Source organism: Chelatococcus sp. HY11 (genome assembly GCF_018398335.1).
GTDB lineage: Bacteria > Pseudomonadota > Alphaproteobacteria > Rhizobiales > Beijerinckiaceae > Chelatococcus.
Window position 1 is genome coordinate 1,285,967 of record NZ_JAHBRX010000001.1, and the last position, 20,313, is coordinate 1,306,279.

Consider the following 20,313-nt stretch of genomic DNA (forward strand, 5'->3'; position numbering starts at 1 on the left):
TTGGCTTGAGACAGGCTCCTGGGCTGGAGCAGGTTGCCTCACGCATTCACAAGAAGAGCGGCAGGCTGGCTGATGGCTGCCGGCCTGCCGCGTTGTGGAGAGCCGGTACGCGGTCACGGTCCCCGGCAGGGGTCCGGCTCTCCGGGGATAGGGTGTGGGTGTGGACTGGCCGCCTGTCGCCGGGACCCGAACCGTCACGGGCCGCGCCGTCTCCGGCGGTCAGGCCGGGTTTCGCGGCTGGCGGGATTTCGGGCGTGGCGAAGGGGGCCGACACGCCGCCTGCGCGGCGCGCCGTCCTCCCCCGTCAAGCCTTACGCCACCGGCAGGGCGACGAAGCGTGAGCCGTCCTCGGTCTTCAGGCGGAACAGCACCGCCTTGCGGCCTTCCTTCTTGACGTCGGCGATCACCTTGGTGATGTCGGCCGGCCGCTCGACCTTGCGGCCCGAGGCCTCGACGATGACGTCGCCGGTCTTCAGGCCCCGCTCCTCGGCGGGCGAGCCGGGCTGGACGCCCATCACCACCACGCCGTCCTGGCCGGCACCGCCGACGCTGGCCGCGGGCGCCAGTTGCAGCCCGAGCTTGGCCTGGCCGGCGCCCTGCTCCTCGCCCAGCGCCGCCGTCTTCTCACCCGGCATCGTCGCCAGCGTCAGCGCGATCTTCTGCGTCTTGCCGTCGCGCCACACCGTCAGGTCGAGCTTGGAGCCCGGCGCATGGCCGGCGATCTCCCGCGACAGGGCGCGCGCGTCACTGACCGTCTTGCCATCGAGCGCCACGATCGCATCGCCCGTCTTCAGGCCCGCCTTGGCCGCCGGACCATTGTCCTCGACGCGCGCCACGATCGCCCCTTCCGCCTTGTCCAGCCCGAGGCCCGCCGCGATATCCGCCGTCACCGGCTGGATCTGCACGCCGATATAGCCGCGGCTCACCGCGCCCTTGTCCTTCAGCTGCTGCACCACCGACTGCACCGTCTCGGACGGGATGGCGAAGGCGATGCCGACATTGCCACCCGACGGCGAGGCGATCGCCGTGTTGACGCCCACCACCTGGCCGGACAGGTTGAAGGTCGGGCCACCGGAATTGCCCTTGTTGATCGGCGCGTCGACCTGGATGAAGTCGTCATAGGGACCGGCCCCGATGTCACGGCCACGCGCCGAGACGATGCCCGCCGTCACCGTGCCGCCAAGCCCGAAGGGATTGCCGACCGCCACCACCCAGTCGCCGACACGCGGGGCAACCCCCGCCAGCGGCACATAGGGGAACGGACCCGCCTCGTCGACCTTCAGGAGCGCCAGATCCGTCTTCGGATCGGTGCCGATGACCTTGGCCGTGAGGCTGCGCCCGTCATCCATCTTCACCTGGATCTCGCTGCCCTTCTCGACCACATGGTTGTTGGTGACGACATAGCCGTCCTGGCTGATGAAGAAGCCTGAGCCCTGCGCCTCGCCGAAGCGGCGCGGCTGCTGGCGCTGGCCGCCCTGCGGCCCGCCCTCGCCACCGAAGCGGCGGAAGAACTGCTCGAAGGGGTTGTTGGGGCCACCCATGCCAGGACCCATGCCAGGACCCATGCCAGGACCCATGCCAGGACCCATGCCAGGACCCATGCCGGGACCGCCGAACTGTTCGCCGCCCTGGCCGCCGAAGCGCTGCATGCCGCCGTCATCGCGGACATTGTCGATCGCCACCTTCACCTGCACCGACACGACAGCCGGCTTCACCCGGTCGACGAGATCGGCGAAGGAGGCCTGGCCGGGCACCGTCACCGCCGGCGCCGGCGCGATCTGCTGCGCATAGGCCGGCCCATAGGGCGGGGCCACCAGACCCTGCAGCACACCCGCCGTGCCCAAGGCCGCCAGCGCAACCGCGCCCAGCAACAGCGACTTGCGCGGGCTCGACTTGCGCGCGCTCGCGTTGCGGAGGTTGGCGTTGCGCGGGCCCAACTTGCGGAGGCCCAACTTGTTGAGGCTCGACCGCGGCGTGGCAGGGCTCTGCGAATTCTTGTCCATCATCATCGTCTTTCCAGTCACGCTCGCACCAGGCCCAATCCCCCAGGATCCCGGCGCGGGAACGCGGATATCGCGCCCCTCTTCGCAACAGACAATGACAAACCCCCAATTACAGCACCCTCTCAAACCCATGAATTCTTCGTAAGATTCGAGGGGGCTCGAAAGGTAATTCCATGCCATTTCCAATGATTGCTGTGGCAACCCTACGGCCAATAATCTAGAGGCTGTTGGAGCTCGCGAGGGCGCTCGGGAGTCGGTTTTGGCCGTGCGGGCAGAGATGCCCGCAGGCCGGGACGACGCCCCGGCAGGACCGATGCGGGCTCGACGGCCCAAAAGAGAAGCATTGCTTGGCAAAGCACTGCGTGACGCTGGATGTGGGAGTACGAGAGCCATGGCAAATTTTGGAACCCCCGGGGATGCCTCCGCCGGGTCTTCGCGCCATTCCAGCTTCTGGATGCGCGAACTCCCCTATCTCGCGATTCTCATCCTGACGGCCTGCGGCGTCGGCTATGTCAGCCTGACCCGCCACCCGATCCCCCTCTACTGGCAGTTCATGGCCGTTGTCATAGCGATCGTCTGCATCAGCGTCGGCTGGCCCGATGCGCCTGACGCCCGCAGCCGTTGGCGGCTGGTCTGGACGCAGGTGCTCCATTGGGGCGCGTTCCTGCTGGCGATGTATCTCGTCTTCCTGCCCAGCGTGCAGGCGATCGCCAATATCGACTCAACAGGCCTTATCATCCTGCTAATCCTGGCGCTCAGCACCTTCGTGGCCGGCGTGCATATCGGCTCCTGGCAGATGGGCGCCAATGGCGTCGTCATGGGTCTCGCGGTGCCCACCGTCGCATGGCTTGACCAGTCCGCCCTCATTCTCACACTGATCCTCGTCGTCGCGCTCGCGGCCGCAGGGGTTGTCGTCTGGTATCGGTTGCGCGGTTAGGGAACGCCGGTGCACCGTGGAGGCGTTGTGGTCGCGGGGCCCTTGATTGCCGGCACCACAGAAGGCTCCAGCGGGGCCCACCTCCCAAAATCCTCCTGCCGTCCAACGCCGGGTGTTCGTCCGATGTCCATTATCAACAGTCTGCGGGCGCGGCCGCGGATCATCATCTTCCTCGCCATCATCGTCGGGCTGGCGGCTGTCCTGCCGCATACGCTTCCCCTCTCCTCCCGGCTTCTGATCGCCTGGGATTGCGGCGCGCTCATCTATCTCTGTCTGGTTGTCCGCATGGCCTTTACTGCGGATGTCGCGGTGATGCGCCGCCGCGCGGCCGTCGAGGATGACGGGGCCATGGCCATCCTGATGTTCACCATCTTCGCCAGCGTGATGAGCCTCGTGGCGATCGTGGTGGAATTCAGCAATGTCGGAAATCTCCCCCCGACGATCCGCAATCTGCATATCGCGCTGGCGACGGTGACGATCCTCTTCTCCTGGCTGATCGTCCACGTCAGCTTCGCGCTTCATTACGCCCACGAATACTACGCGCGGGAGAAGAGCCATCCCGGCATTCGCTTTCCATCCTCTGGCAAGAGCAAGGATTTCCAGCCGGACTATTGGGATTTCATGTATTTTTCCGCCAACCTCGGCGCGGCCGCGCAAACATCGGATATCGTGATCGAATCCCGACGTATTCGCCGCATCGTCCTCTGCCACACCGTGCTATCTTTCCTGTTCAACACCGCCATTCTCGCCATGGGGGTGAACATCGCGGCCGGAGTGATCTGATATGGGGTGGCGCGCCGCCTTGTGGAAAGCACCGCGATCATTCCAGACTCCTCGCTGAGATCAAACGAAAAGTACGGGCGAAAGCGATGGTTGATACGGACTTTGCAGTTGAGTTCGCCCGCCTTCGGCATTTGGAGTATCTGGCCAGGCAGCATGGCAGAACCGAAGCCGAACTCTCAGCAGATGGCAGGCCCGGCTCGCCTTGCTTTCATGAGGCGCTACATACCGCATCGTGCCTTGCTGATGCGCTGGCAAGCCTTGCGCGAAATGCCGCCGTTGTCACCGATCCGGATTTCTACCGGCTGGCGCACAGGGCGCGGGAGAATATCTCCAATCTTTTCAGGGCGCTCGGCGCGGCTGATATCCTTGGCGACGATCAACCCGCCGATCGTATCGGAGCAGACGAACGGCTCATCAGCGCGGAGTTCGCAGGCAAGGATAACCGCGCCATCGAGCGACGGATTTCTTATCTCACGCAAGAATACCTGTCCAAGATCGCGGTCAGCGAATGCGGATGGTCTCTCTTGTTCCGTGATCCATCCGATGGACGTTTCTGGGAACTCACCCATCCCTATGGCGAACTCGAAGGGGGCGGTGCCCGACGGTTGAGCGTTATTCGGAGTGAAGACGCCGCGGGCCGTTACAGCTTGTAGCGGCCACGTCGGGGCGCGTCCGATGCTGCAAGGCATCTGTTATGGCAGCCGTCCGTTGATCGCTCCATGCCTCCTATTTCCTCGCCGCGAGATCAATGTCTTTTTCGGTGGGGCTGAGCCGTCCCACGTCGCCGATCCGCACATAGAGCTCCAGCAGCGGCGGAATCATTTTCGTCAGGGCCGCGACCATGTTCGTATTGAAGGTCTTCAGCGCGGCATCGGTTGTCGGCTTTTCCTCGGCATTCTCCACCAGAAAGGAAATCATGCCGTTCAAGGCCTGGTTCAGTTCCGCGGTCGCTTTGGGGCCTTCGGCGGTCGTGAACATGGGCAGCATCGATAATGTCTGCGCGCTGATGCGACCCGACAACTCGTAGAGCTTGATGACTTCGGCCCTGACGTCATCGCCCGCGGAAGCCTTCTGCGCCGACATCATGAAGAGGCCCTGGAAGTCCTCCATCTTCGTGCGAAGGTCGCTGTAGTTGCGGATGACAAAGTCGGTCTTGATTTTTTGCGCCTCGAATTCCGCATTGATCCGGGGCGCCAGAAAATAGGTGCCGCTGGCCCCCATAAGGAGCATGGTGATGGTCATCCACATCGGCGTGCGGTCGGCCGCCAGGAAGCCTTTGACCGCCTCGCCGCGAGGCCGGCGCTTCAACGGTTTTTGAGGAGCAGCGTCATCCATTGCCAAGTGTCATCCGACGAGGTCAGGTAACCCAATAAGATAAGAAACGGGCAATGATGTAAACTTGGGCGCATGCTCGACCGTCGCCGCCGCGTGGCGGTCATTTCATTGCGGCGGGTCGGCCAAGCCGCGTGGAGGCTCAGATGCTTCCAAAGATGACAGACGCGTTGACACCGCCGAAGCCGAAGCCGTTGGAGAGCGCATGAGTGATGGGCTTGGCGCGCGCCTGCGGCCCGATCAGGTCGAGATCGCCCGCGAGGGGGTCGCGGTCCTCAAGGTTGAGGGTCGGCGGCAGGATGGAATTGCGCAGCGCCAGGATGCTGAAGATGGCCTCGACCGCCCCCGCCGCTCCCAACAGATGGCCGGTCGCCGATTTGGTCGAGGAGATCGAAACATCGGCATTGGGGCCGAAGATCCTGCTGATCGCCGTGAGTTCCGCCGCGTCCCCCATGGGCGTCGACGTCGCGTGGGCATTGATATAGCCGATCTCGGACGGATCGATGCCGGCCGCGGCGATCGCAAGCCGCATGGCGCGTTGCACACCTTCGCCGTCGGCGGGGGCAGCCGCCATATGAAAGCCGTCCGAGCTCGTGCCGTAGCCGCAAAGTTCGGCCAAGGGCTCGGCGCCACGGGCCAGCGCATGGTCCAAAGCCTCGATGACCAGCATGCCGGCGCCTTCGCCCATCACGAAGCCGTCCCGTTGAACATCGAACGGCCGCGAGGCCCGTTCGGGCGCATCGTTGAAATGGGTCGACAGCGCATGCGCGGCGGCGAAACTGCCGAGGCTGACCCGCTCGATACAGGATTCCGCGCCACCGCAGATGGCGATGTCGGCCTCGCCGTTGGCGATGAGCCGCGCGCCGTCGCCTATGGCCTGGACGCTCGCGGCGCAGGCGGTCACCGGCGCGCCGATGGGGCCCCGGAACCCGTGCCGGATCGAGACCTGCCCGGCGGCCAGATTGACCAGGAAGGAAGGGACGGTAAAGGGCGACAACCGCCGCGGGCCCTTGGTCTGCACCGTTATCATGGCTTCGCTCATGGTCGTGAAGCCGCCGATGCCTGACGCGATGATGGTGGCGGTGCGTTCCCGCTCATGCGCGCTGGCCGGGCGCCAGCCCGCCTGGATGATGGCCTCCTCGGCCGCGGTCAACGCAAGCAGGATGAAGGGGTCCATCCGCTTTTGGTCCTTGGGCGCGACCACACGATCAGGATCATGGCCCGCCTCGGGGTCGTCGGCCGTCGTCGGCACCCGCCCGCCGATCTTGGCGGTGACGTCATAGACCATCGAATCAGGGAGGCGCCGGATGCCGGATTGGCTCGCAATAAGCCGGCTCCAGACAGGCCCCACGCCGCAGCCGAGCGGTGACACAAGCCCCAGACCGGTGACGACAATGCGGCGTTTACTCACCGAAAAACCACCTCCCTACCCAGAAGCATTTCGCCGCTCAGCGCGAAAACTGTAATATTCACAAATCGGAGAATGGAATAAGGCAAAATTGGTTTCCAGAGTGTGTCGCTGTCGGGAGAAGTCCGCCGAGCACCCCCGAAAGCCAGCTTCTCCATTGAACGATGTCGAGAGCGCTTGCAAGTGATTGGTTTGGCGTCAAGACTGCCGCCGAGCACGGGAGGCGTGGGAATGGGGACGAGATGCTGCTGCTGTCCAATCTTTTGACCAAATTCATCCGCAACGGGACCATGCATCTGACCGATGCGAACGGAAAGCTGCAGGTCTTCGGTGGCAAGGGACCCGGGCCGGACGTTCATGTACGGCTCCATGACAAGGCGCTTCACACCAAGCTCTTTTTCAATCCCGAGCTCCACGCCGGTGAAGCCTATATGGATGGCACGCTCACGTTTGGCGAAGGCTCCACAATCTACGATTTCCTCTATCTGTTTTCCATCAACCGTGCCGGTCTCGGCGCCCACCAATCGCAGAAGCTGCTGCGGACATTATGGCGCGGCCTGAAACGTCGCCAGCAGGCCAATCCCGCCAAAGTTGCCGCAGCCAACGCGCGCCATCACTACGATCTTTCAACGGATCTCTATCGTCTCTTTCTGGATGAGGGCTTGAACTATTCCTGTGCCTTCTTCGAAGACCCAGAGACCGACACGCTCGAAGAGGCCCAGAGAAACAAGCTCAGGCGTATCGCCGCCAAACTCAAGCTCGAGCCCGGCATGCGTGTCGCGGAAATCGGCTCGGGCTGGGGCTCCCTGGCCATTGAACTGGCGCAGAGCGGCGCGCACGTCACGGCTATCAATGTCTCGCCCGAACAGCTGCGTATCGCGCGTGAGCGCGCGGCGGCCGCGGGCGTCGCTGATCGCATCGAATTCCGCGAGCTCGATTATCGGGCACTGGAGGGGCGTTTCGACCGCGTGGTTTCGGTCGGGATGATGGAACATGTGGGCATCGGCCATTTCGACGACTATTTTGCGAAGATCGCCTCGCTCCTGGGAGAGGATGGCTACGCCTTCGTCCATTGTATCGGACGCATGACGCCGCCTGGCACCACAGGGCCGTTCATCCGCAAATACATCTTCCCCGGCGGTTATGTTCCGGCCCTGTCGGAGGTATTCGCGGCGACCGAGCGGGTGGGGATGTGGGTCGCGGACATGGAAGTGCTGCGTCTACACTACTACTACACCATCAAGCATTGGCGCGAGCGCTTCGAGGCGCGCCGGGACGAGGCGGCGTCTCTCTACGACGAGCGCTTCTGCCGGATGTGGGAGTTCTACCTCGTCGCTGTCGAGCTCGGCTTTCTCAATGGCTCCAACATGGTGTTCCAGCTGCTGTTGTCCCAGAAGCGCGATGCGGTGCCAATCGTGCGTGACTTCATGGTCAATGAGCTGAGGGCAGTTCGGGCCAACGCCTATGGGTAGCACCACGGCTTCCGGCGCGCGGAGGGATGACGAGCCAGCAATCGTCGTCCGGCCTGCTATGATCCCGGATGTCGAGGGCATTGCAACCGTTCATGTCCAAGCCTGGCATGAGACCTACACGGGGCTGATCCCCGAGGCCGTACTATCCGCCTTGTCCATCAGCGACCGTGCGGCACGGTGGCGGGCTATTCTCCGCCGGACGCAGCAAGACAAGACAGCGGCTGCGTTCGTGGCTGAATGCGGAGGACAGATTGTCGGCTTCGCGTCCGGGGATCCGCAGCGGACATCGTCGCTGCGTGAACTCAGCTTCACGGGCGAGATTGGCGCCATTTATGTCCTGCGGGCGCACCAGCGGGCCGGCATAGGCCGCGCGCTCATGGCATCGGTCGCCGGCGCCCTGCGTAGTCAAGGACATGAAGGCTTGAGCCTGTGGGTCCTTAGCAGCAACCTGCCGGCGCGCGGCTTCTACGAGAGCCTGGGTGGCCGCCTGGTTGGTGAGCGGGAGGAACAACGAGGCGATGCAATCCTCGCCGAGGTCGCTTATGGGTGGCGGGATCTGCGCCCATTGCTCGCCCGCGCGTGATCGAGCGAGCGAAGGCTTCCAGAATCTAGACAGGTCCCTGAAGCCTTCGCCTGTCGCGGCTCAGGAGCGCAGTTGAACCAGGCACGCGCCCGCGGCTTCAGCCGCCGGACGGGCATCACCACGGGACACCTGTCCGGACATCACGAGGCTGCGGGTCTCATCAGTGATCAAGCCGCGCAGATCGGCCGTTGCGGCGGCCTGCGGCGCGACCTTGTTGTAGATGATCTGCCCGGGCTTGCCGAGCTTGGCCGCGCAGGCCGTGGCGCTGGCCTTATCCGCAAGGGCGGATGTCATCGCAAGAGACGAGCCTAGGACGAGCACGCATCCGACAGCGCTGCCGATGATTTGGCGGAACATGATCAACTCCCGGATATTCTCGTATTTCAACGCACGCCGACCCGGTTGACCGGGCCGCCACGGTTGATGGCGCTGCGCGGGCGCACGCCCGGCGCCCCGACGCCAACGCCCGGGCGCACACCGACACCCGGCGCTCCAACGCCAACACCGGGCCTCACGCCGATGCCGGGCGCGCCGACGCCGACCGGGCGCGCGACGCAGCCCTTCGGCACGCCAACCGTCTTGCAGTAGACAACGGCCTGGCTCGGGCTCGCAAGACTGGTCCCGACAATTCCTGTCAGCGCGCCGAGGGCGGCGAGAATCCATGGTTTCATCTGTTTCTCCACACCGGATGAGAAGTGGTAACGCCGGCTTCTCGCGATTGCATTGGCGGCCGTGGACAAACAATGGCAAAAATTGGTCTTATCCGTGGGCTCCGCTTCGCTCGCGTGCCAAGAGGAGCCCAAGAGGCACCTAAGAGGAGCCGATGACGGAAGGACGTGATCTCGAGCAGCAGCGGGGAATCGAGCCGACAGCGGCCCGTATTGCCGCGCTGAAGAGTGATCCGCGTTTTTCAGCGGCTGTGCTGCGCTTCTCTGAGGCGGTCGCATCGCATTATCGCAATCACTGGCTTCTGAATCGTCTTTTGAACGATCGCGGCCGATTTCTGCTCGCCATGCTGGCGCTTGATCTGCACTACCACGGCGAAGGCAGCAAGGGCGCGCCGGGGTTGACGGCCGGGAAGCTCAAGGCCGCCTGCGTCTCCCATGGCGTCTGCAGCGCGGGGCGCGCCGGTTCGGTGCTCGCCACCATGAGGCTCTTCGGACTGCTCATGGAAGCGCGGGGACGCGACGGCCGCGAGCGACTTCTCATACCGACCGAGCGTCTTCTGGCGCTTCATCGCGAACGCTGGAGGAAGGTATTCGCGGCGGTTGCGGTTGTATTGCCGGAGGGCGAAGCCGCCGCGCGGCAACTCGAGAACGAGCCGTTCATCGCGGCCTTCGTGCGCGAACTCATGCTTCGTTTTCGCGCCGGATTACGGCCGCTCGCATGGGCGCCGCAGCTATCTGTCTTTGCCGAGCGCGACGGCGGCATGATGATCGCGCTGCAACTCCTCGCGGCCTATCTGGCGAAGAGCGAGGGCTATGGCGGCGCGACAAAGGCTGATTTGACGATCGCCGGTATCGCCCAGCGCTATTCGGTCTCGCGTGCTCACGTGCTGGGCACGCTGCGCAGTGCGGAAGGCGCAGGTCTCATCCGGAGAATGCCCGACAATCGCATCCTCGTGACGCCCCAGATGCTCGAGAGCTTCGATAATTTCTTCGCAGGTATCATTCTGCTGCAAGGGGATGCGATGAGAGGCGCCTTGTCGTCGCTGAAGCCGTTGCCGCCGTCCTCGCTCTCAAGACCCGCGATGGACAAGAGCCTGGCCTGACCGCCTCAGTGTCTCACGGAAGTCGATCTTAGGCGCTCGTCATCCGCCGCTCCCGACCCGCTCCATACGATCGATGGAGATGCGCCGGCCGCCGTTCCCCGGGTGCTCCTTGGGGCGGCCTCGGAACCGAGATAACCTCGCCCGGAACAGCTGATGACGAGAAATCCTGCCTTGGCGAAACCGGTTGCTGGTAGTCTCAAATGGCATGGCTTCTTCCGGTGTCCGGAGGTAGCATCACGACCGCCTGTCAATCCCTCTGGTATCGCGATAGGCGAACTCGACATCGCCGAGATCCGCCAGGCCTTCTTTGGCCACCGGCAGTGGCTTCAGCTCGATCTGCGAGGGATGGCGTCCGCCGGCCCGCGCGGAACGGGCCGCGCGCCAGCAATGCGGTACCCGCGGCCAGCATGGCGCCGCCCTGCATCATGCGGCGCCTGCTCGGGTCGATGACGCCTGAACCGTCGGCCATGTTGGATTTCCCCCTCTCGGTTGCGGCGATTGTGCCTCCGCCCTTGGTCACCAGAAGGTCCGGCACCGGGCGCGCCGGGTCAAACGACGAATGATTCCGCCCGCGTGAGGTTGGCTCACGGAAGACACCGCCGCTTTTCCGCGCTCTGATGCCGAGAGACTTGCTCGACGTGTCCGTTATGTTCTGTGGACATACGAATTCGGGCTTGCGCTCCGCCCCGAAAAATCCTACGTCATCAACGCCGTCGAGGCGTCGGAGCGTAGCGCAGTCCGGTTAGCGCACTAGTCTGGGGGACTAGGGGTCGTGGGTTCAAATCCCGCCGCTCCGACCAAAAAACCCTAATTAAATCAAATATTTATATGGGATTTGGCGAGCTGTTGCGGGCATGCCAGAGGCGAATAAAATCGGCCCTATGGGCGCCTGTGGGGCGCTAAACGCCCACAAGATTACCCACACCGTTTTCATGGTTCGTTCTACCCGTCGCGTGGCGCGAAATGCGAGTGTCAGCGCGCAGAACATCAAACGTCAGTGCCTGAAGCGCTCGATTTCCGCTCTCTCACGGCGGCCCGCTGATGCTGAATTCCCGCACAGCTTTGGCGACACCATGCCCTCCGAAGGTTCGTTCAGCGACCTTGCCGCTGAAGGGCCGAAGGACAGGCGTTGGAGATAGAGAAAGCGGGCCGATCGCTTCCAAATCCGTGAGTGCGTCTGGCGCCTGCCCGCCCCATTCGTGCATCAACGCCAGAACCGCCCTCGTCCCTATCGTTCGCCGAATGGAACAGCCGCGACATTGTCCGCGTTCTGCGGCAGCCCCCGCAATAAGGGCAGGACGCAATCATCCACCATGTGCCCACCATCACGCGCCAGAAGATCCGTCAAATGCGCGATCCTCTCCGCGACGGATTCCGGCGTGGACCACAGGCGCTCGATAGTCTGTACCAAAATGGGATCGCCGATATAAGAAACGATGGTCAAGCCCGCTTCCAGCTCGATCTCTAAACTGTCTCCATCGGCGCGAACGCGCGGATAGTTCCCCATTCCCCCAATCTCCCCAGATACTTATATCAGATAATAGACCACCCCGCCCCCCCGAGGCAGTGCGCTACCGCATAGTTCACCTAGCAAAAACTGTACAAAGCAGTGAACAGCGATCACTGGACGTCCTGTTCAGGACGATATGCCAAGGCCCGCGAGCGAGCCTTGAGCTGTATTCTCCGCACTGAAAATGTTAAATTCTTCGCGGGCTCATATGCGGCGAACCCATGCGTATAAAGCCTTTGAGCGGCACCCGCGCCATTTTCGGCTGCAAGGCGCGTTTCCGGAAAAGCCCGTCAGCTCACCCAACCCCCAGAGGTCTTGCTCGTCCCGAAATGTAACATCTAGACCGGCAAGCCTCGACTCAGCCGCGAGACCATAGCCTCATTATGAGACAATTATGCCCCGTAATGGGATTCCGTTTCTGCGGGTAACTGCTAGCGCGCGCGATCGGGCAGAATCTGCATCGGAGGGGCGAGTGGCGCAGTCCGGGGCGCCTGAGAGACCTGCGGCCGCGCGGGACGCGCCGCAGGTTGGGCCGGCGCTTCTACAGCCGCGTCATTGACTGATCCGGAAAAGGGGTCGAAATCTCCCGCATCCCGGGCCTCACGGGTCGGTCCATTCCCCCCAGCGGAGCGGCCAAGACATCCGGAGCAAATTCCCATAACGGCCCGGCGGGCCGCCTGATTACGGCGCTCCATTTTATCGTCGAGCGCCTTCAACGCCGCATCCGCCTTTGCATGAAAGGCCTTTTGCTCCGCCGTTTCATTCTCGACACCGCCCTTCTCCGATGGAGAAGGGGTCAGGGGCGCGGCCTGCGCAGGCGAAAAACCGATCGCCAGGATCGTCAGCACAGCGGCATTGAACAAACAACGCTTCAACATGGCACTCTCGCGAACCCGCCGTCGGCGGTGAAACAAACAGCGCAGCGCGCGCCCTTGACTGGCGCGTCGACCCAATCGGGTCATGGGCGGCAGCGGGTTATCGGACCATCCGATCCCCCTCTGCCAGTCAACCATGGCTTTGCCATGGCAGGGACGCCTTACTTCGGCCAATCGCCAGCCTGTTGCAAAGAATGCAGCACGATATGTCAAACTTTTTTTAACGACGCCTCCAATCCTGTGTCTGGTTCAGGAACGATAACTGCTGTATGGAGGCGCAGAAAATTGTGCCGAAGGCACGTCCTAAAGAGGTTATAGCGTTTTGAAGAGCGTAAAGGGTGCATCGTTCGCAGACCGGCTGTCGTCCGCAGCAGCAGCCAAGAAGGCCCTCGCGGCCTCTTTCCAGAAAAAGATCAGCGACCCGGAATTGGCCGAACGCCGCTCCGCGAATCTCGCTGTCGCAAAGGAACGCGAGGAACGACTTGCGCAGCGGCAGGCCGAAAAGCTGGCAGAGGAAGAGCGCCGTGCTGCCGAAGAGGCCGCTTCGGCAATAGCTCGCTCCACGGAAGAGGCGGCCGCCAAGGAGAAGTTGCTCGCGGACCAGAAGGCCGCTCGCGACGCGCGCTACGCCGCACGCAAGGCGCGTCAGCGCTCCTGATTCTCAGCCTCGTTTCTTTTGAAATTTCCAGCTTCGCGTTTTCTGGCAGAGAGGCGCCGCAGGCGTGCCACGGCGTCCTTGCCTGCCAGGCCTGTTCAGCCTTGAAGTCGCCGGCAATCGCCACCGCCTCAAGGGGCAAGCGGTCGCTTGGCCTCTCCCGCGACGCGAGCCCTTCCGGCAACATTGACGCGTCGCCGCGCTTGCCTATCGCGATGGCCGCTTCTATCCGGAAGCCCTCAGGGACGCCGAGGTTTCTGGGGCATTCTCGTGATCGAAGACCCGTCATCGCGTGACTATGCAACCGCGCAGTGTTCCCCGAAGCGCCTGAAAGCCCCAGGTCGCTCCGGCATCCTGCAGGCTCAAACATGGAATTAGGTCTGACGTCTACGCTCACGACGCCCCCTTTTCCTTGTGCGCAGGGCCTCACAAGACGCTCGTATCACCCCATGCAAGCCGGCCTATGTGCTGCCGAACGTCGACGGGCCAGTCGCGGGTGATAGCCTCGAATTGCGCCCGATCGGGCTTGAACAGAGCCCGTGCCGCCTCCTCGAAGCCAGGCCAGTTTCCTGCCATTGTGGCCATGAAGCGATATGCGCGGTCGCGACCAGCCCGAGACCCTGCCTGGCCATCATCGTCCCGGCGTGCGGCCTCGACAAGACGGCGCAAGGTCTGCGAGGCGCCGCCGGGCTGTGTCGCCAACCAGTCCCAATGGCGTGGCAACAGGGTGACCTCGCGCGCGACAACACCGAGTTTCGGCCGTCCGCGACCGCGCTCACCCACGACCGATGGGGCTGTGATGTCCGGCGTGACAGCCGTTGCGGCGTAGCGCCCGACAACATCGGAAGCCGAGCCGCGCAGATCGAGGTCGACAACCTGCCCGCTCATGTCGTCGAAGGTCAGAATATCAGCGTCGGGGTTGCTCGCGACGGCGGCATGCACCGCGAGCGCGACGTCGACACGCGCTCCTCGGGCCAAAAGGCCCCCGCCATCGAAAGCCGTCAAACGGCTAGAGTCGGATTGGGACATGACGATCTCCAAGCATCAACGGCGCCACTTATACCCGGATAAAATCATCTTGCAAATATTATCCGGGTAAAATATTGAGCCGTGAAATTTCACGCGGAGATGTCGACATGAATCGTGAGGAACGGAAGGCGCTCGTCGCCGCCTACAAGGAACGAAAGACCGTTACTGGGCTCTATGCTATTGAATGCACGGCGACTGGAGCCCATTGGGCGGGACGCGCGCCGGACATCTCGACCATCTGGAACAGGCTTGAATTCACTTTGGGGCAAGGGCTGCACCGGCACAGCGGACTGCAAGCCGCTTGGCATGCCCATGGAGGGCACGCATTCCGCCTCAGAATCCTCGAGACAGTGGACGACGACATGCCGTCTTTCGCCGCCGAACGCCTGCTCCGCGAACGGCTCGCCCATTGGTGCGCGGAATTGAACGCCGAGCGGCTTTAATGCCGGTATGTTAGCCTCACACAAAACCGATCCATCGCCCGGCGATGAGAACGAGCAACCAGAGCATGGCCGAAGCCGCGGCGCGCAGGCGCACAGCCATTGTCACGCGCGCGCCGCGCAAGGCTGCCTGAAAATCCCGACTGCGGTGCTGAACGAAAACATTGACGAGTGCAACTGCAAGCAGCACGAGCTTCGCCATGAAGGCCGGATTGCGGGCGTATTCGGCAGGACGCACGCTGAACAGCCACAGCCCCGTCGCGATGGCGAGCACGACACCCGTCGCCGCCACGCGGGACAGGAAAGGACCGATAACGGCGAGCGACGTTGCGCGACTGAAGCCCATCAGCCGGAGATCGAGCGGCAGGATGCCTCCCAGGACGAGCCCGATCGACAGGATATGGGCGGCATTGACAAAGAGATAGGCCGTGCCCGAGCTCTGCAGCCACACCGCGCCCGGCCATGTTCCCATCCAGGCGAGTATCGGTCCAAACAAAGATTCCACGCGATGGATCAGTTCGTCTGAATCCGCTCGGGATACATATCGTAATTCTTGCCGGCAATAACGATGCGCACCGCCTTCATATGCATCTTGCTGTGGTCGCGGTGTCGGTTGCCGATGGCCGTGATGGCATCACCCACCTTTGCCGTGTTACCGGTGAAACCGGAACGAGCCGTTTGGCTCGGATTGCCGAGGTCAACCTGCCACACGGCACCATCCGCTGCCTTGACGTGCAGCATCGGATGTGGCGGCGCCATAGCGATCGACTGGATCTGGCCCTTCAGCTCAATCTGATCGCCATCGGCCCATGACCAGCCATGATGTGCAGCGGCTGGAACAATAACAGCCGCCACGGTCCCCACGACGGCGAGCCCCAGAAACACGCGCCTCTGTGCCAGTGATACCATGACCGCGTTCTCCCGCATTGCCTGTGGTCCGTGATCACCTGGTCCTGACCACCGCCCCAATATGCCCTGATACGGAAGAAGCTGTCTTCAAAAGCGCGTCATGCTAGCCCGCGATGCTATTCTTGCCGCTCTGATGCCGCCACGATGACGCGGTTTCTGCCAGCCGCTTTGGCGGCGTACAGGGCATTGTCGGCGACCAGCAGCAGGTGGTCGATGCCCGGGTGGCTCGATCGAGAAGATCCGCACCCTATCGACACGGTCGCCGCGACGGGGCGCCCATCCGCCAAAACAACGCGCTCGGACGCGAACAAGGTCCGAATTCGCTCGGCGATCCCAAGGGCTTCCTCGGCGGTACAGTCGGCCAGGACGATCGCGAATTCTTCCCCTCCCAACCGCCCGAAAATATCCGAGTTGCGCAGGCAGCCGGATCCGCAGCGGGCGAACGCGGCCAGGACCGTGTCACCAGCCGCATGCCCAAACGTATCGTTGATGCTTTTGAAGTGATCGATATCCGCCATCAGGACAGCTAACGGCCGTGCGTTGCGCGTCGATTCCGAAACAAGCGCGGATGCCTTGTCCCGGAAAGCACTCCGATTGAGAAGGCCGGTCAACTGGTCGTGCTCGGCCAACCGCTTGAGCCGATCAAGAAGCTCATTTCGCGTTGCCATGACGCTGGCAACTGTAATCGGCGCCAGCGCCATCAACATGACACCGATACGGATCGACATCAGAGCATGCTGCGCGTCGTTGTCGACGGCGATGGGAAGATACCCGTTTGAAATGGCGAGAAGAATCCAGAAGCTAAACAAGAATGTCAGCGCTGAGGTGACGAACAGACTATAGGTTAACGCGCACCATAGAAGCGCCGGCGCGGGAAAGGCCATGGCTCCCGGCCCGCCGACGAGCACCGAGGCAGCGGCAGAACCTATCAGCGCAAGGACAGGCCAGATCGAGGCCAGTCTAACATGCCTTGGAAAAGCCGACTTGCGTAAGCCCTGCCATGTTATATCGGGAAAGCTCAGCACAAGCGGTAGTATCGCCATGAAGTTGACGAGCTCGGTCGCGAACCAGAAAGTCCAGCCAGACGCGGCTCCCTTGCCGAACAAGATCGGATTAGCGACTGCACCTATGACACCAGCCGCTGCCGCCGCAATAGCCGTTATGACCACCAAATACATAACCGACAGCGGGCGACGGAGGCGTCTGTACTGCTCATCGAGCCGGGAAAACAGCGCAAACCCAACGCCGACGCCGAACAAATTCGCAGCTGAAAGTAGAAGTGTCGAAAGCAACGTACCGCCGGTTACAAGATCAGCGGCAACATATCCAAGCGCTGCCGCTATCCACCCCGAGGGTCTCGCCAAGCCCTGAAAACGCACCATCAAGCCGAGCAAGATAGCGTTTGCCGGCCAGAATGCCGCCAGATCTCCGACAGGACGCGTCAATATTCCGAAAAGCGAAGCAGCAAAAACGCCAGACAATACGACAATAGCCGCCCTTATATCCGCGGTCTTTGCCCCATCGAACTCCCTGCCTGGGCGAAGCCCTGGTGCGCGGGTTTGCATGACCTTGCGCCTCCAATGTCGTATCAGGCTACCGGAAAACTATAGTACGGCAAGTGGGATCTTGACTGCCGCATCTACGATCAGGCGCAACACTTGTGGCCTGCAACGTCGCCCTCCTCCCCGAAAATGGCCGGAGATGCCAGACTTCCGAAGACGACGTGAACGAAACATTCGCTTCCTTTTCGCGCGACGGCGGCTTGATGGTATCCCGTTATTCCACCGCAGCCATTGTATGTTAATAAGATATCCTGGAGGGACCACGGGTTTGAGGAGCCGCTTTTTTGGGGGACGGGATGGGGGCGATCGCGTTACATCAGCTTGCGGAAGGCAAGGAATGACCAGCTCCGATCAGCTGGATCATGAAGACAGCGCGCAGGCACGGCCGAGTCAGGACGGCGCGAGCGCCAACGCCCGCACCCGACAGGTTTTGGCCGCAAAGCTACAGCTGACGTCACTGGCGCTGAATTGCACGACACACAAGGAAATCTGTGCCCGATTTTCCGCCGCCAATGCACTGACAGCATTTACCCCACAAAATGCCTACAAGTGGTTTGCGGGGAAGGCGCTGCCTCGCCTGTCCAGCGTCTATTCCGACTGGGCCGTCGTTCTGGGGGGCCATCTCACGCCCACCTTCATCGCGGCCTCATCGTTCATTGAATTCGCCGAGGCCCTGAGCCGCTCGCACGCCTTGCCCGAAGGGGCGATCGGCCGGCTGTCCCCCGATGGCCCTCCACCGGAAATGCCTGAGATGGCGGACGAGCCAGGGACGCGCGCCCCATTGCCGGCCGAACACAAATCGCAATGGAAGGCCGACCGTGTCCTGGCGGGACGCTATCTGGCGATTTCTCCGGCGTGGTCGCCACTCGAAATGGGCCAATTGGTTGTGGGACATGTCGAGATCGGCCCGCTCGACAGGCATCGATCCAAATTCACCTATCGCGAGGACTTGTTTGGTCGCGCTTTCGTTCTATCGGGTGAAATGGTGACCGACGCGCGCTATGCGCAGGCCATTTTGCACGCGGATTTTGCGCGAAGAGTCTGGGTGCTCAATCTGCACCTGCCGCCGTTTCCAGCCAGCCTGCTTACAGGCTTGCTCAGCGGATCAGCCGTGCTCGACTTCGACGGACGGTTGTTGACGGGTCGCATGATGCTCATACGAGACTACAATGACAACGCCATCGGCACCCTTCCCACCTATGCCGCGCCGGACCCTGAGCTGATCGACGCGTGGCTGGCACGGCTCGGCTATCGGGAAGGCAAGGAACGGCTGACCTTCGCGAAAAACGCGATCGATTTCACGCTAGGCACCTGCGATGGGACCCTGATCGATGTCCCGCCCGAGGATCAGCGGGCATTGGGACTCGCCCTCGACAAGCTGGCGCCCCTCGAAGGGCGCCAGCGTTCCGCAAGCGACATTAAAATCTATTCGGCATCCGCGAAGGTCATCTAGCGACGGCGGAATGTCCCTGCACCGTCCTGATCGAGAAACTCGATGGTCATCGCTTCCACTGCGGTTCGGCCATTTGTGACGAACTCAACAGCGGACCGCGAGCCCCGGGGCGCGTCCTCACCGGAGATGGCAAAGGCGAATGTCGAGCCGTCCCAATGCTCGAGGCTATAGCGGCGCGCCTGGGGGCCAATGGTCAAAATCAACTTGCCGCCGTCCTCGGTGATCTGCACATCGCCAAAATAGTCGTTGGAATAGATGCCCGTATAAGCTGACAGCGCCTCCGCCGGTCTTGAAGCAGAGGGCTTGTCCTTGCCCACCAGACGGCCGACCGGCTTCGACATGCCCGCCATAGCCGCGCCATAGAGGGCATACCAGTCCTGGGTGACCCTGCCGAAGGTCACGAGATCAATGAATTCCATGGCCAAGGCTTCGGCCGCACCAACCGGCGCTGCGTTGGTCAGCACGATAATCCCGATATCGAGCGACGGCACCATTACATAATTGGTTCCCGCGCCGAGCGAAAAGGCGCCGGAATGGCTCAAGGTCGTGCGGCCAGATGCCTGAATGCCCGTTCCAAAGCCAAAGCCGTAGAGGCCCGGGCGGGCGGCGGGTGATTTGGGGTGGTCGCTGATGACTTGCGGCGAAATTGCCGGCAGCAGGGCGGCGGCCGGGATGAGCTGCTTGCCCTCGTATTGCCCGTTCTGCAGGACCAGCGCCATCCATCTGGCCATGTCGTTGGCTGACGCACTGACGCCTCCCGCCGGCGTCTGGGCATCGGGCTGGCGGACATAGAGCGCTTCATAGCCCCTGCTGGTTTTGACATGCCCGGCAGCCCGGTTCGGGCGCGCGGCGAAATCGGCATAACGCGAGCTGGTGGCTGCCATGCCAAGCGGCTGATAGACGAGCCTGGCCGACAGATCGGCCCAATCACCGCCGGCAGCGGCGGCCGCCGAGATGGCGGCCGTGGTGAGGCCGAAATTGGTGTAGGCATAGTCGTCACGGAAGGCGTGCAAAGGCAGGAAACGCAGCCGCTCGAGCACGGCCCGCTGATCAAAGCCGAGATCCTCCAGATCATCGCCCGCATGGTCCGGCAATCCGGAGCGATGCGCATAGAGATCTCCGATGGTCACATGCGCGCTGACCCATGGATCCGAGAGCGCGAACCACGGCAGATGCTTGACGACCGGTGTGTCCCAGGCGATCACGCCCTGCCCCACCAAGCTTGCCACAACAGTCGCGCCGACAGATTTCGAGAGGGAGGCGAGCTGAAACACCGTGTCCGCGTCGACAGGCGCTGTCTCACCCACCTTGCGCAGGCCGAAGCCCTTGGCATAGACGGTTTTTCCCCGGTGGACGACTGCGACTGACAGGCCTGGAATGCCGCTCCTGGTGAGGATTGCGCCCGCAAGTTCGTCCAATCTGACGACGGCACGATCGATCTGCTCCTCAGAGACGGGAAGAGCCGCGGCTTCGGATGGTGATGATCCGGCGGTCTCGGCCCGGAGAACAGCCGTAGACATAGAGGTCAACGATAGCGCCAAGGTGAGGACAGGCAGACCGAGCAAGCGAACGATCTTCAAACTCATGCTCG

General features: G+C 62.7%; 21 protein-coding genes and 1 tRNA gene. 10 read left to right on the forward strand and 12 right to left on the reverse strand.

Annotated elements, in window-relative coordinates:
• Positions 1-311 precede the first annotated feature (311 nt).
• Positions 312-2,009, reverse strand: coding sequence for a Do family serine endopeptidase (locus tag KIO74_RS06030; RefSeq protein WP_502762024.1), 1,698 nt, complete (start codon positions 2,007-2,009; stop codon positions 312-314).
• A gap of 385 nt (positions 2,010-2,394) precedes the next feature.
• Here KIO74_RS06030 and KIO74_RS06035 point away from each other — a divergent pair, with 385 nt between their 5' ends.
• From KIO74_RS06035 to KIO74_RS06045, 3 genes are all read left to right on the forward strand, one after another.
• Positions 2,395-2,940 carry a hypothetical protein gene (locus tag KIO74_RS06035; RefSeq protein WP_213331157.1) on the forward strand — a complete coding sequence of 182 codons (546 nt, stop codon included), beginning with the start codon at positions 2,395-2,397 and terminating at the stop codon, positions 2,938-2,940.
• Positions 2,941-3,063: 123 nt separating this feature from the next.
• Entirely contained in the window at positions 3,064-3,723 is a 660-nt protein-coding gene (locus KIO74_RS06040) for a DUF1345 domain-containing protein (protein WP_213331158.1), read from the forward strand.
• Positions 3,724-3,809: 86 nt separating this feature from the next.
• A complete protein-coding gene (locus KIO74_RS06045) occupies positions 3,810-4,376 on the forward strand; it encodes an Imm27 family immunity protein (protein WP_213331159.1) in 567 nt (188 codons plus the stop codon).
• Between the two features lie 73 nt (positions 4,377-4,449).
• Here the strand turns inward: KIO74_RS06045 and KIO74_RS06050 are convergent, their stop codons facing one another.
• Positions 4,450-5,058: a hypothetical protein gene (locus KIO74_RS06050; protein ID WP_213331160.1), complete on the reverse strand. Its 609-nt coding sequence runs from the start codon at positions 5,056-5,058 to the stop codon at positions 4,450-4,452.
• Positions 5,059-5,197: 139 nt separating this feature from the next.
• Positions 5,198-6,466 (reverse strand): beta-ketoacyl-ACP synthase II, encoded by a 1,269-nt coding sequence (fabF, locus tag KIO74_RS06055; protein ID WP_213331161.1) that lies wholly within the window; start codon positions 6,464-6,466, stop codon positions 5,198-5,200.
• 239 nt (positions 6,467-6,705) lie between these two features.
• Between fabF and KIO74_RS06060 the strand changes: the two genes are divergently transcribed.
• Together KIO74_RS06060 and KIO74_RS06065 are read left to right on the forward strand one after the other, a co-directional pair.
• Positions 6,706-7,935: an SAM-dependent methyltransferase gene (locus tag KIO74_RS06060; RefSeq protein WP_213331162.1), complete on the forward strand. Its 1,230-nt coding sequence runs from the start codon at positions 6,706-6,708 to the stop codon at positions 7,933-7,935.
• Entirely contained in the window at positions 7,928-8,518 is a 591-nt protein-coding gene (locus KIO74_RS06065; RefSeq protein ID WP_213331163.1) for a GNAT family N-acetyltransferase, read from the forward strand. The genes KIO74_RS06060 and KIO74_RS06065 overlap by 8 nt, the downstream gene beginning before the upstream one ends.
• A gap of 60 nt (positions 8,519-8,578) precedes the next feature.
• Here the strand turns inward: KIO74_RS06065 and KIO74_RS06070 are convergent, their stop codons facing one another.
• Both KIO74_RS06070 and KIO74_RS06075 read right to left on the reverse strand, forming a co-directional pair.
• Positions 8,579-8,875, reverse strand: coding sequence for a hypothetical protein (locus KIO74_RS06070; RefSeq protein ID WP_213331164.1), 297 nt, complete (start codon positions 8,873-8,875; stop codon positions 8,579-8,581).
• Between the two features lie 26 nt (positions 8,876-8,901).
• Entirely contained in the window at positions 8,902-9,189 is a 288-nt protein-coding gene (locus KIO74_RS06075) for a hypothetical protein (protein ID WP_249730871.1), read from the reverse strand.
• 152 nt (positions 9,190-9,341) lie between these two features.
• On the opposite strand from KIO74_RS06075, the gene KIO74_RS06080 reads away from it, so the two are divergent.
• Positions 9,342-10,289: a hypothetical protein gene (locus tag KIO74_RS06080; RefSeq protein ID WP_213331165.1), complete on the forward strand. Its 948-nt coding sequence runs from the start codon at positions 9,342-9,344 to the stop codon at positions 10,287-10,289.
• Between the two features lie 722 nt (positions 10,290-11,011).
• Positions 11,012-11,089: transfer RNA gene (locus KIO74_RS06085), tRNA-Pro, on the forward strand.
• Positions 11,090-11,517: 428 nt separating this feature from the next.
• Here KIO74_RS06085 and KIO74_RS06090 read toward each other — a convergent pair.
• Together KIO74_RS06090 and KIO74_RS06095 are read right to left on the reverse strand one after the other, a co-directional pair.
• Complete coding sequence (locus KIO74_RS06090; protein WP_213331166.1) at positions 11,518-11,796, reverse strand: hypothetical protein; 279 nt, start codon at positions 11,794-11,796, stop codon at positions 11,518-11,520.
• 434 nt (positions 11,797-12,230) lie between these two features.
• Positions 12,231-12,677, reverse strand: a complete 447-nt coding sequence (locus KIO74_RS06095; protein WP_213331167.1) for a hypothetical protein — start codon at positions 12,675-12,677, stop codon at positions 12,231-12,233.
• Positions 12,678-12,996: 319 nt separating this feature from the next.
• Here KIO74_RS06095 and KIO74_RS06100 point away from each other — a divergent pair, with 319 nt between their 5' ends.
• The gene (locus tag KIO74_RS06100) at positions 12,997-13,332 is read left to right on the forward strand and encodes a DUF6481 family protein (RefSeq protein ID WP_213331168.1); all 336 of its coding nucleotides are present in this window, start codon (positions 12,997-12,999) and stop codon (positions 13,330-13,332) included.
• A 423-nt stretch (positions 13,333-13,755) separates the two neighbouring features.
• On the opposite strand, the gene KIO74_RS06105 is transcribed toward KIO74_RS06100, so the two are convergent.
• Positions 13,756-14,358 (reverse strand): DUF2239 family protein, encoded by a 603-nt coding sequence (locus KIO74_RS06105; RefSeq protein ID WP_213331169.1) that lies wholly within the window; start codon positions 14,356-14,358, stop codon positions 13,756-13,758.
• A gap of 107 nt (positions 14,359-14,465) precedes the next feature.
• Between KIO74_RS06105 and KIO74_RS06110 the strand changes: the two genes are divergently transcribed.
• Positions 14,466-14,801, forward strand: coding sequence for a GIY-YIG nuclease family protein (locus KIO74_RS06110; protein ID WP_213331170.1), 336 nt, complete (start codon positions 14,466-14,468; stop codon positions 14,799-14,801).
• Positions 14,802-14,817: 16 nt separating this feature from the next.
• Here KIO74_RS06110 and KIO74_RS06115 read toward each other — a convergent pair whose 3' ends face one another.
• The 3 genes from KIO74_RS06115 to KIO74_RS06125 all read right to left on the reverse strand — a co-directional run bounded on the left by KIO74_RS06115 (position 14,818) and on the right by KIO74_RS06125 (position 17,272).
• The gene (locus KIO74_RS06115) at positions 14,818-15,270 is read right to left on the reverse strand and encodes a DUF6644 family protein (protein ID WP_213334401.1); all 453 of its coding nucleotides are present in this window, start codon (positions 15,268-15,270) and stop codon (positions 14,818-14,820) included.
• Between the two features lie 41 nt (positions 15,271-15,311).
• The gene (locus tag KIO74_RS06120) at positions 15,312-15,707 is read right to left on the reverse strand and encodes a DUF6152 family protein (RefSeq protein WP_213331171.1); all 396 of its coding nucleotides are present in this window, start codon (positions 15,705-15,707) and stop codon (positions 15,312-15,314) included.
• Between the two features lie 116 nt (positions 15,708-15,823).
• Positions 15,824-17,272 (reverse strand): GGDEF domain-containing protein, encoded by a 1,449-nt coding sequence (locus KIO74_RS06125; protein WP_213331172.1) that lies wholly within the window; start codon positions 17,270-17,272, stop codon positions 15,824-15,826.
• A gap of 334 nt (positions 17,273-17,606) precedes the next feature.
• Between KIO74_RS06125 and KIO74_RS06130 the strand changes: the two genes are divergently transcribed.
• Positions 17,607-18,722, forward strand: a complete 1,116-nt coding sequence (locus tag KIO74_RS06130; RefSeq protein ID WP_213331173.1) for a hypothetical protein — start codon at positions 17,607-17,609, stop codon at positions 18,720-18,722.
• Here KIO74_RS06130 and KIO74_RS06135 read toward each other — a convergent pair.
• On the reverse strand, positions 18,719-20,308 hold the full coding sequence (locus KIO74_RS06135) for a serine hydrolase (RefSeq protein WP_213331174.1): 1,590 nt from the start codon (positions 20,306-20,308) through the stop codon (positions 18,719-18,721). The two genes, KIO74_RS06130 and KIO74_RS06135, sit on opposite strands and share 4 nt — an antisense overlap.
• Positions 20,309-20,313: the final 5 nt, after the last annotated feature.

Excerpts from the sequence above, each read along its gene's own strand:
- KIO74_RS06030 (WP_502762024.1), bottom strand. The coding sequence starts at position 2,009 with ATGATGATGGACAAGAATTCGCAGAGCCCTGCCACGCCGCGGTCGAGC.
- KIO74_RS06035 (WP_213331157.1), top strand. The coding sequence starts at position 2,395 with ATGGCAAATTTTGGAACCCCCGGGGATGCCTCCGCCGGGTCTTCGCGC.
- KIO74_RS06040 (WP_213331158.1), top strand. The coding sequence starts at position 3,064 with ATGTCCATTATCAACAGTCTGCGGGCGCGGCCGCGGATCATCATCTTC.
- KIO74_RS06045 (WP_213331159.1), top strand. The coding sequence starts at position 3,810 with ATGGTTGATACGGACTTTGCAGTTGAGTTCGCCCGCCTTCGGCATTTG.
- KIO74_RS06050 (WP_213331160.1), bottom strand. The coding sequence starts at position 5,058 with ATGGATGACGCTGCTCCTCAAAAACCGTTGAAGCGCCGGCCTCGCGGC.
- KIO74_RS06060 (WP_213331162.1), top strand. The coding sequence starts at position 6,706 with ATGCTGCTGCTGTCCAATCTTTTGACCAAATTCATCCGCAACGGGACC.
- KIO74_RS06065 (WP_213331163.1), top strand. The coding sequence starts at position 7,928 with ATGGGTAGCACCACGGCTTCCGGCGCGCGGAGGGATGACGAGCCAGCA.
- KIO74_RS06070 (WP_213331164.1), bottom strand. The coding sequence starts at position 8,875 with ATGTTCCGCCAAATCATCGGCAGCGCTGTCGGATGCGTGCTCGTCCTA.
- KIO74_RS06075 (WP_249730871.1), bottom strand. The coding sequence starts at position 9,189 with ATGAAACCATGGATTCTCGCCGCCCTCGGCGCGCTGACAGGAATTGTC.
- KIO74_RS06080 (WP_213331165.1), top strand. The coding sequence starts at position 9,342 with ATGACGGAAGGACGTGATCTCGAGCAGCAGCGGGGAATCGAGCCGACA.
- KIO74_RS06090 (WP_213331166.1), bottom strand. The coding sequence starts at position 11,796 with ATGGGGAACTATCCGCGCGTTCGCGCCGATGGAGACAGTTTAGAGATC.
- KIO74_RS06095 (WP_213331167.1), bottom strand. The coding sequence starts at position 12,677 with ATGTTGAAGCGTTGTTTGTTCAATGCCGCTGTGCTGACGATCCTGGCG.
- KIO74_RS06105 (WP_213331169.1), bottom strand. The coding sequence starts at position 14,358 with ATGTCCCAATCCGACTCTAGCCGTTTGACGGCTTTCGATGGCGGGGGC.
- KIO74_RS06110 (WP_213331170.1), top strand. The coding sequence starts at position 14,466 with ATGAATCGTGAGGAACGGAAGGCGCTCGTCGCCGCCTACAAGGAACGA.
- KIO74_RS06115 (WP_213334401.1), bottom strand. The coding sequence starts at position 15,270 with ATGGGAACATGGCCGGGCGCGGTGTGGCTGCAGAGCTCGGGCACGGCC.
- KIO74_RS06120 (WP_213331171.1), bottom strand. The coding sequence starts at position 15,707 with ATGGTATCACTGGCACAGAGGCGCGTGTTTCTGGGGCTCGCCGTCGTG.
- KIO74_RS06125 (WP_213331172.1), bottom strand. The coding sequence starts at position 17,272 with ATGCAAACCCGCGCACCAGGGCTTCGCCCAGGCAGGGAGTTCGATGGG.
- KIO74_RS06130 (WP_213331173.1), top strand. The coding sequence starts at position 17,607 with ATGACCAGCTCCGATCAGCTGGATCATGAAGACAGCGCGCAGGCACGG.
- KIO74_RS06135 (WP_213331174.1), bottom strand. The coding sequence starts at position 20,308 with ATGAGTTTGAAGATCGTTCGCTTGCTCGGTCTGCCTGTCCTCACCTTG.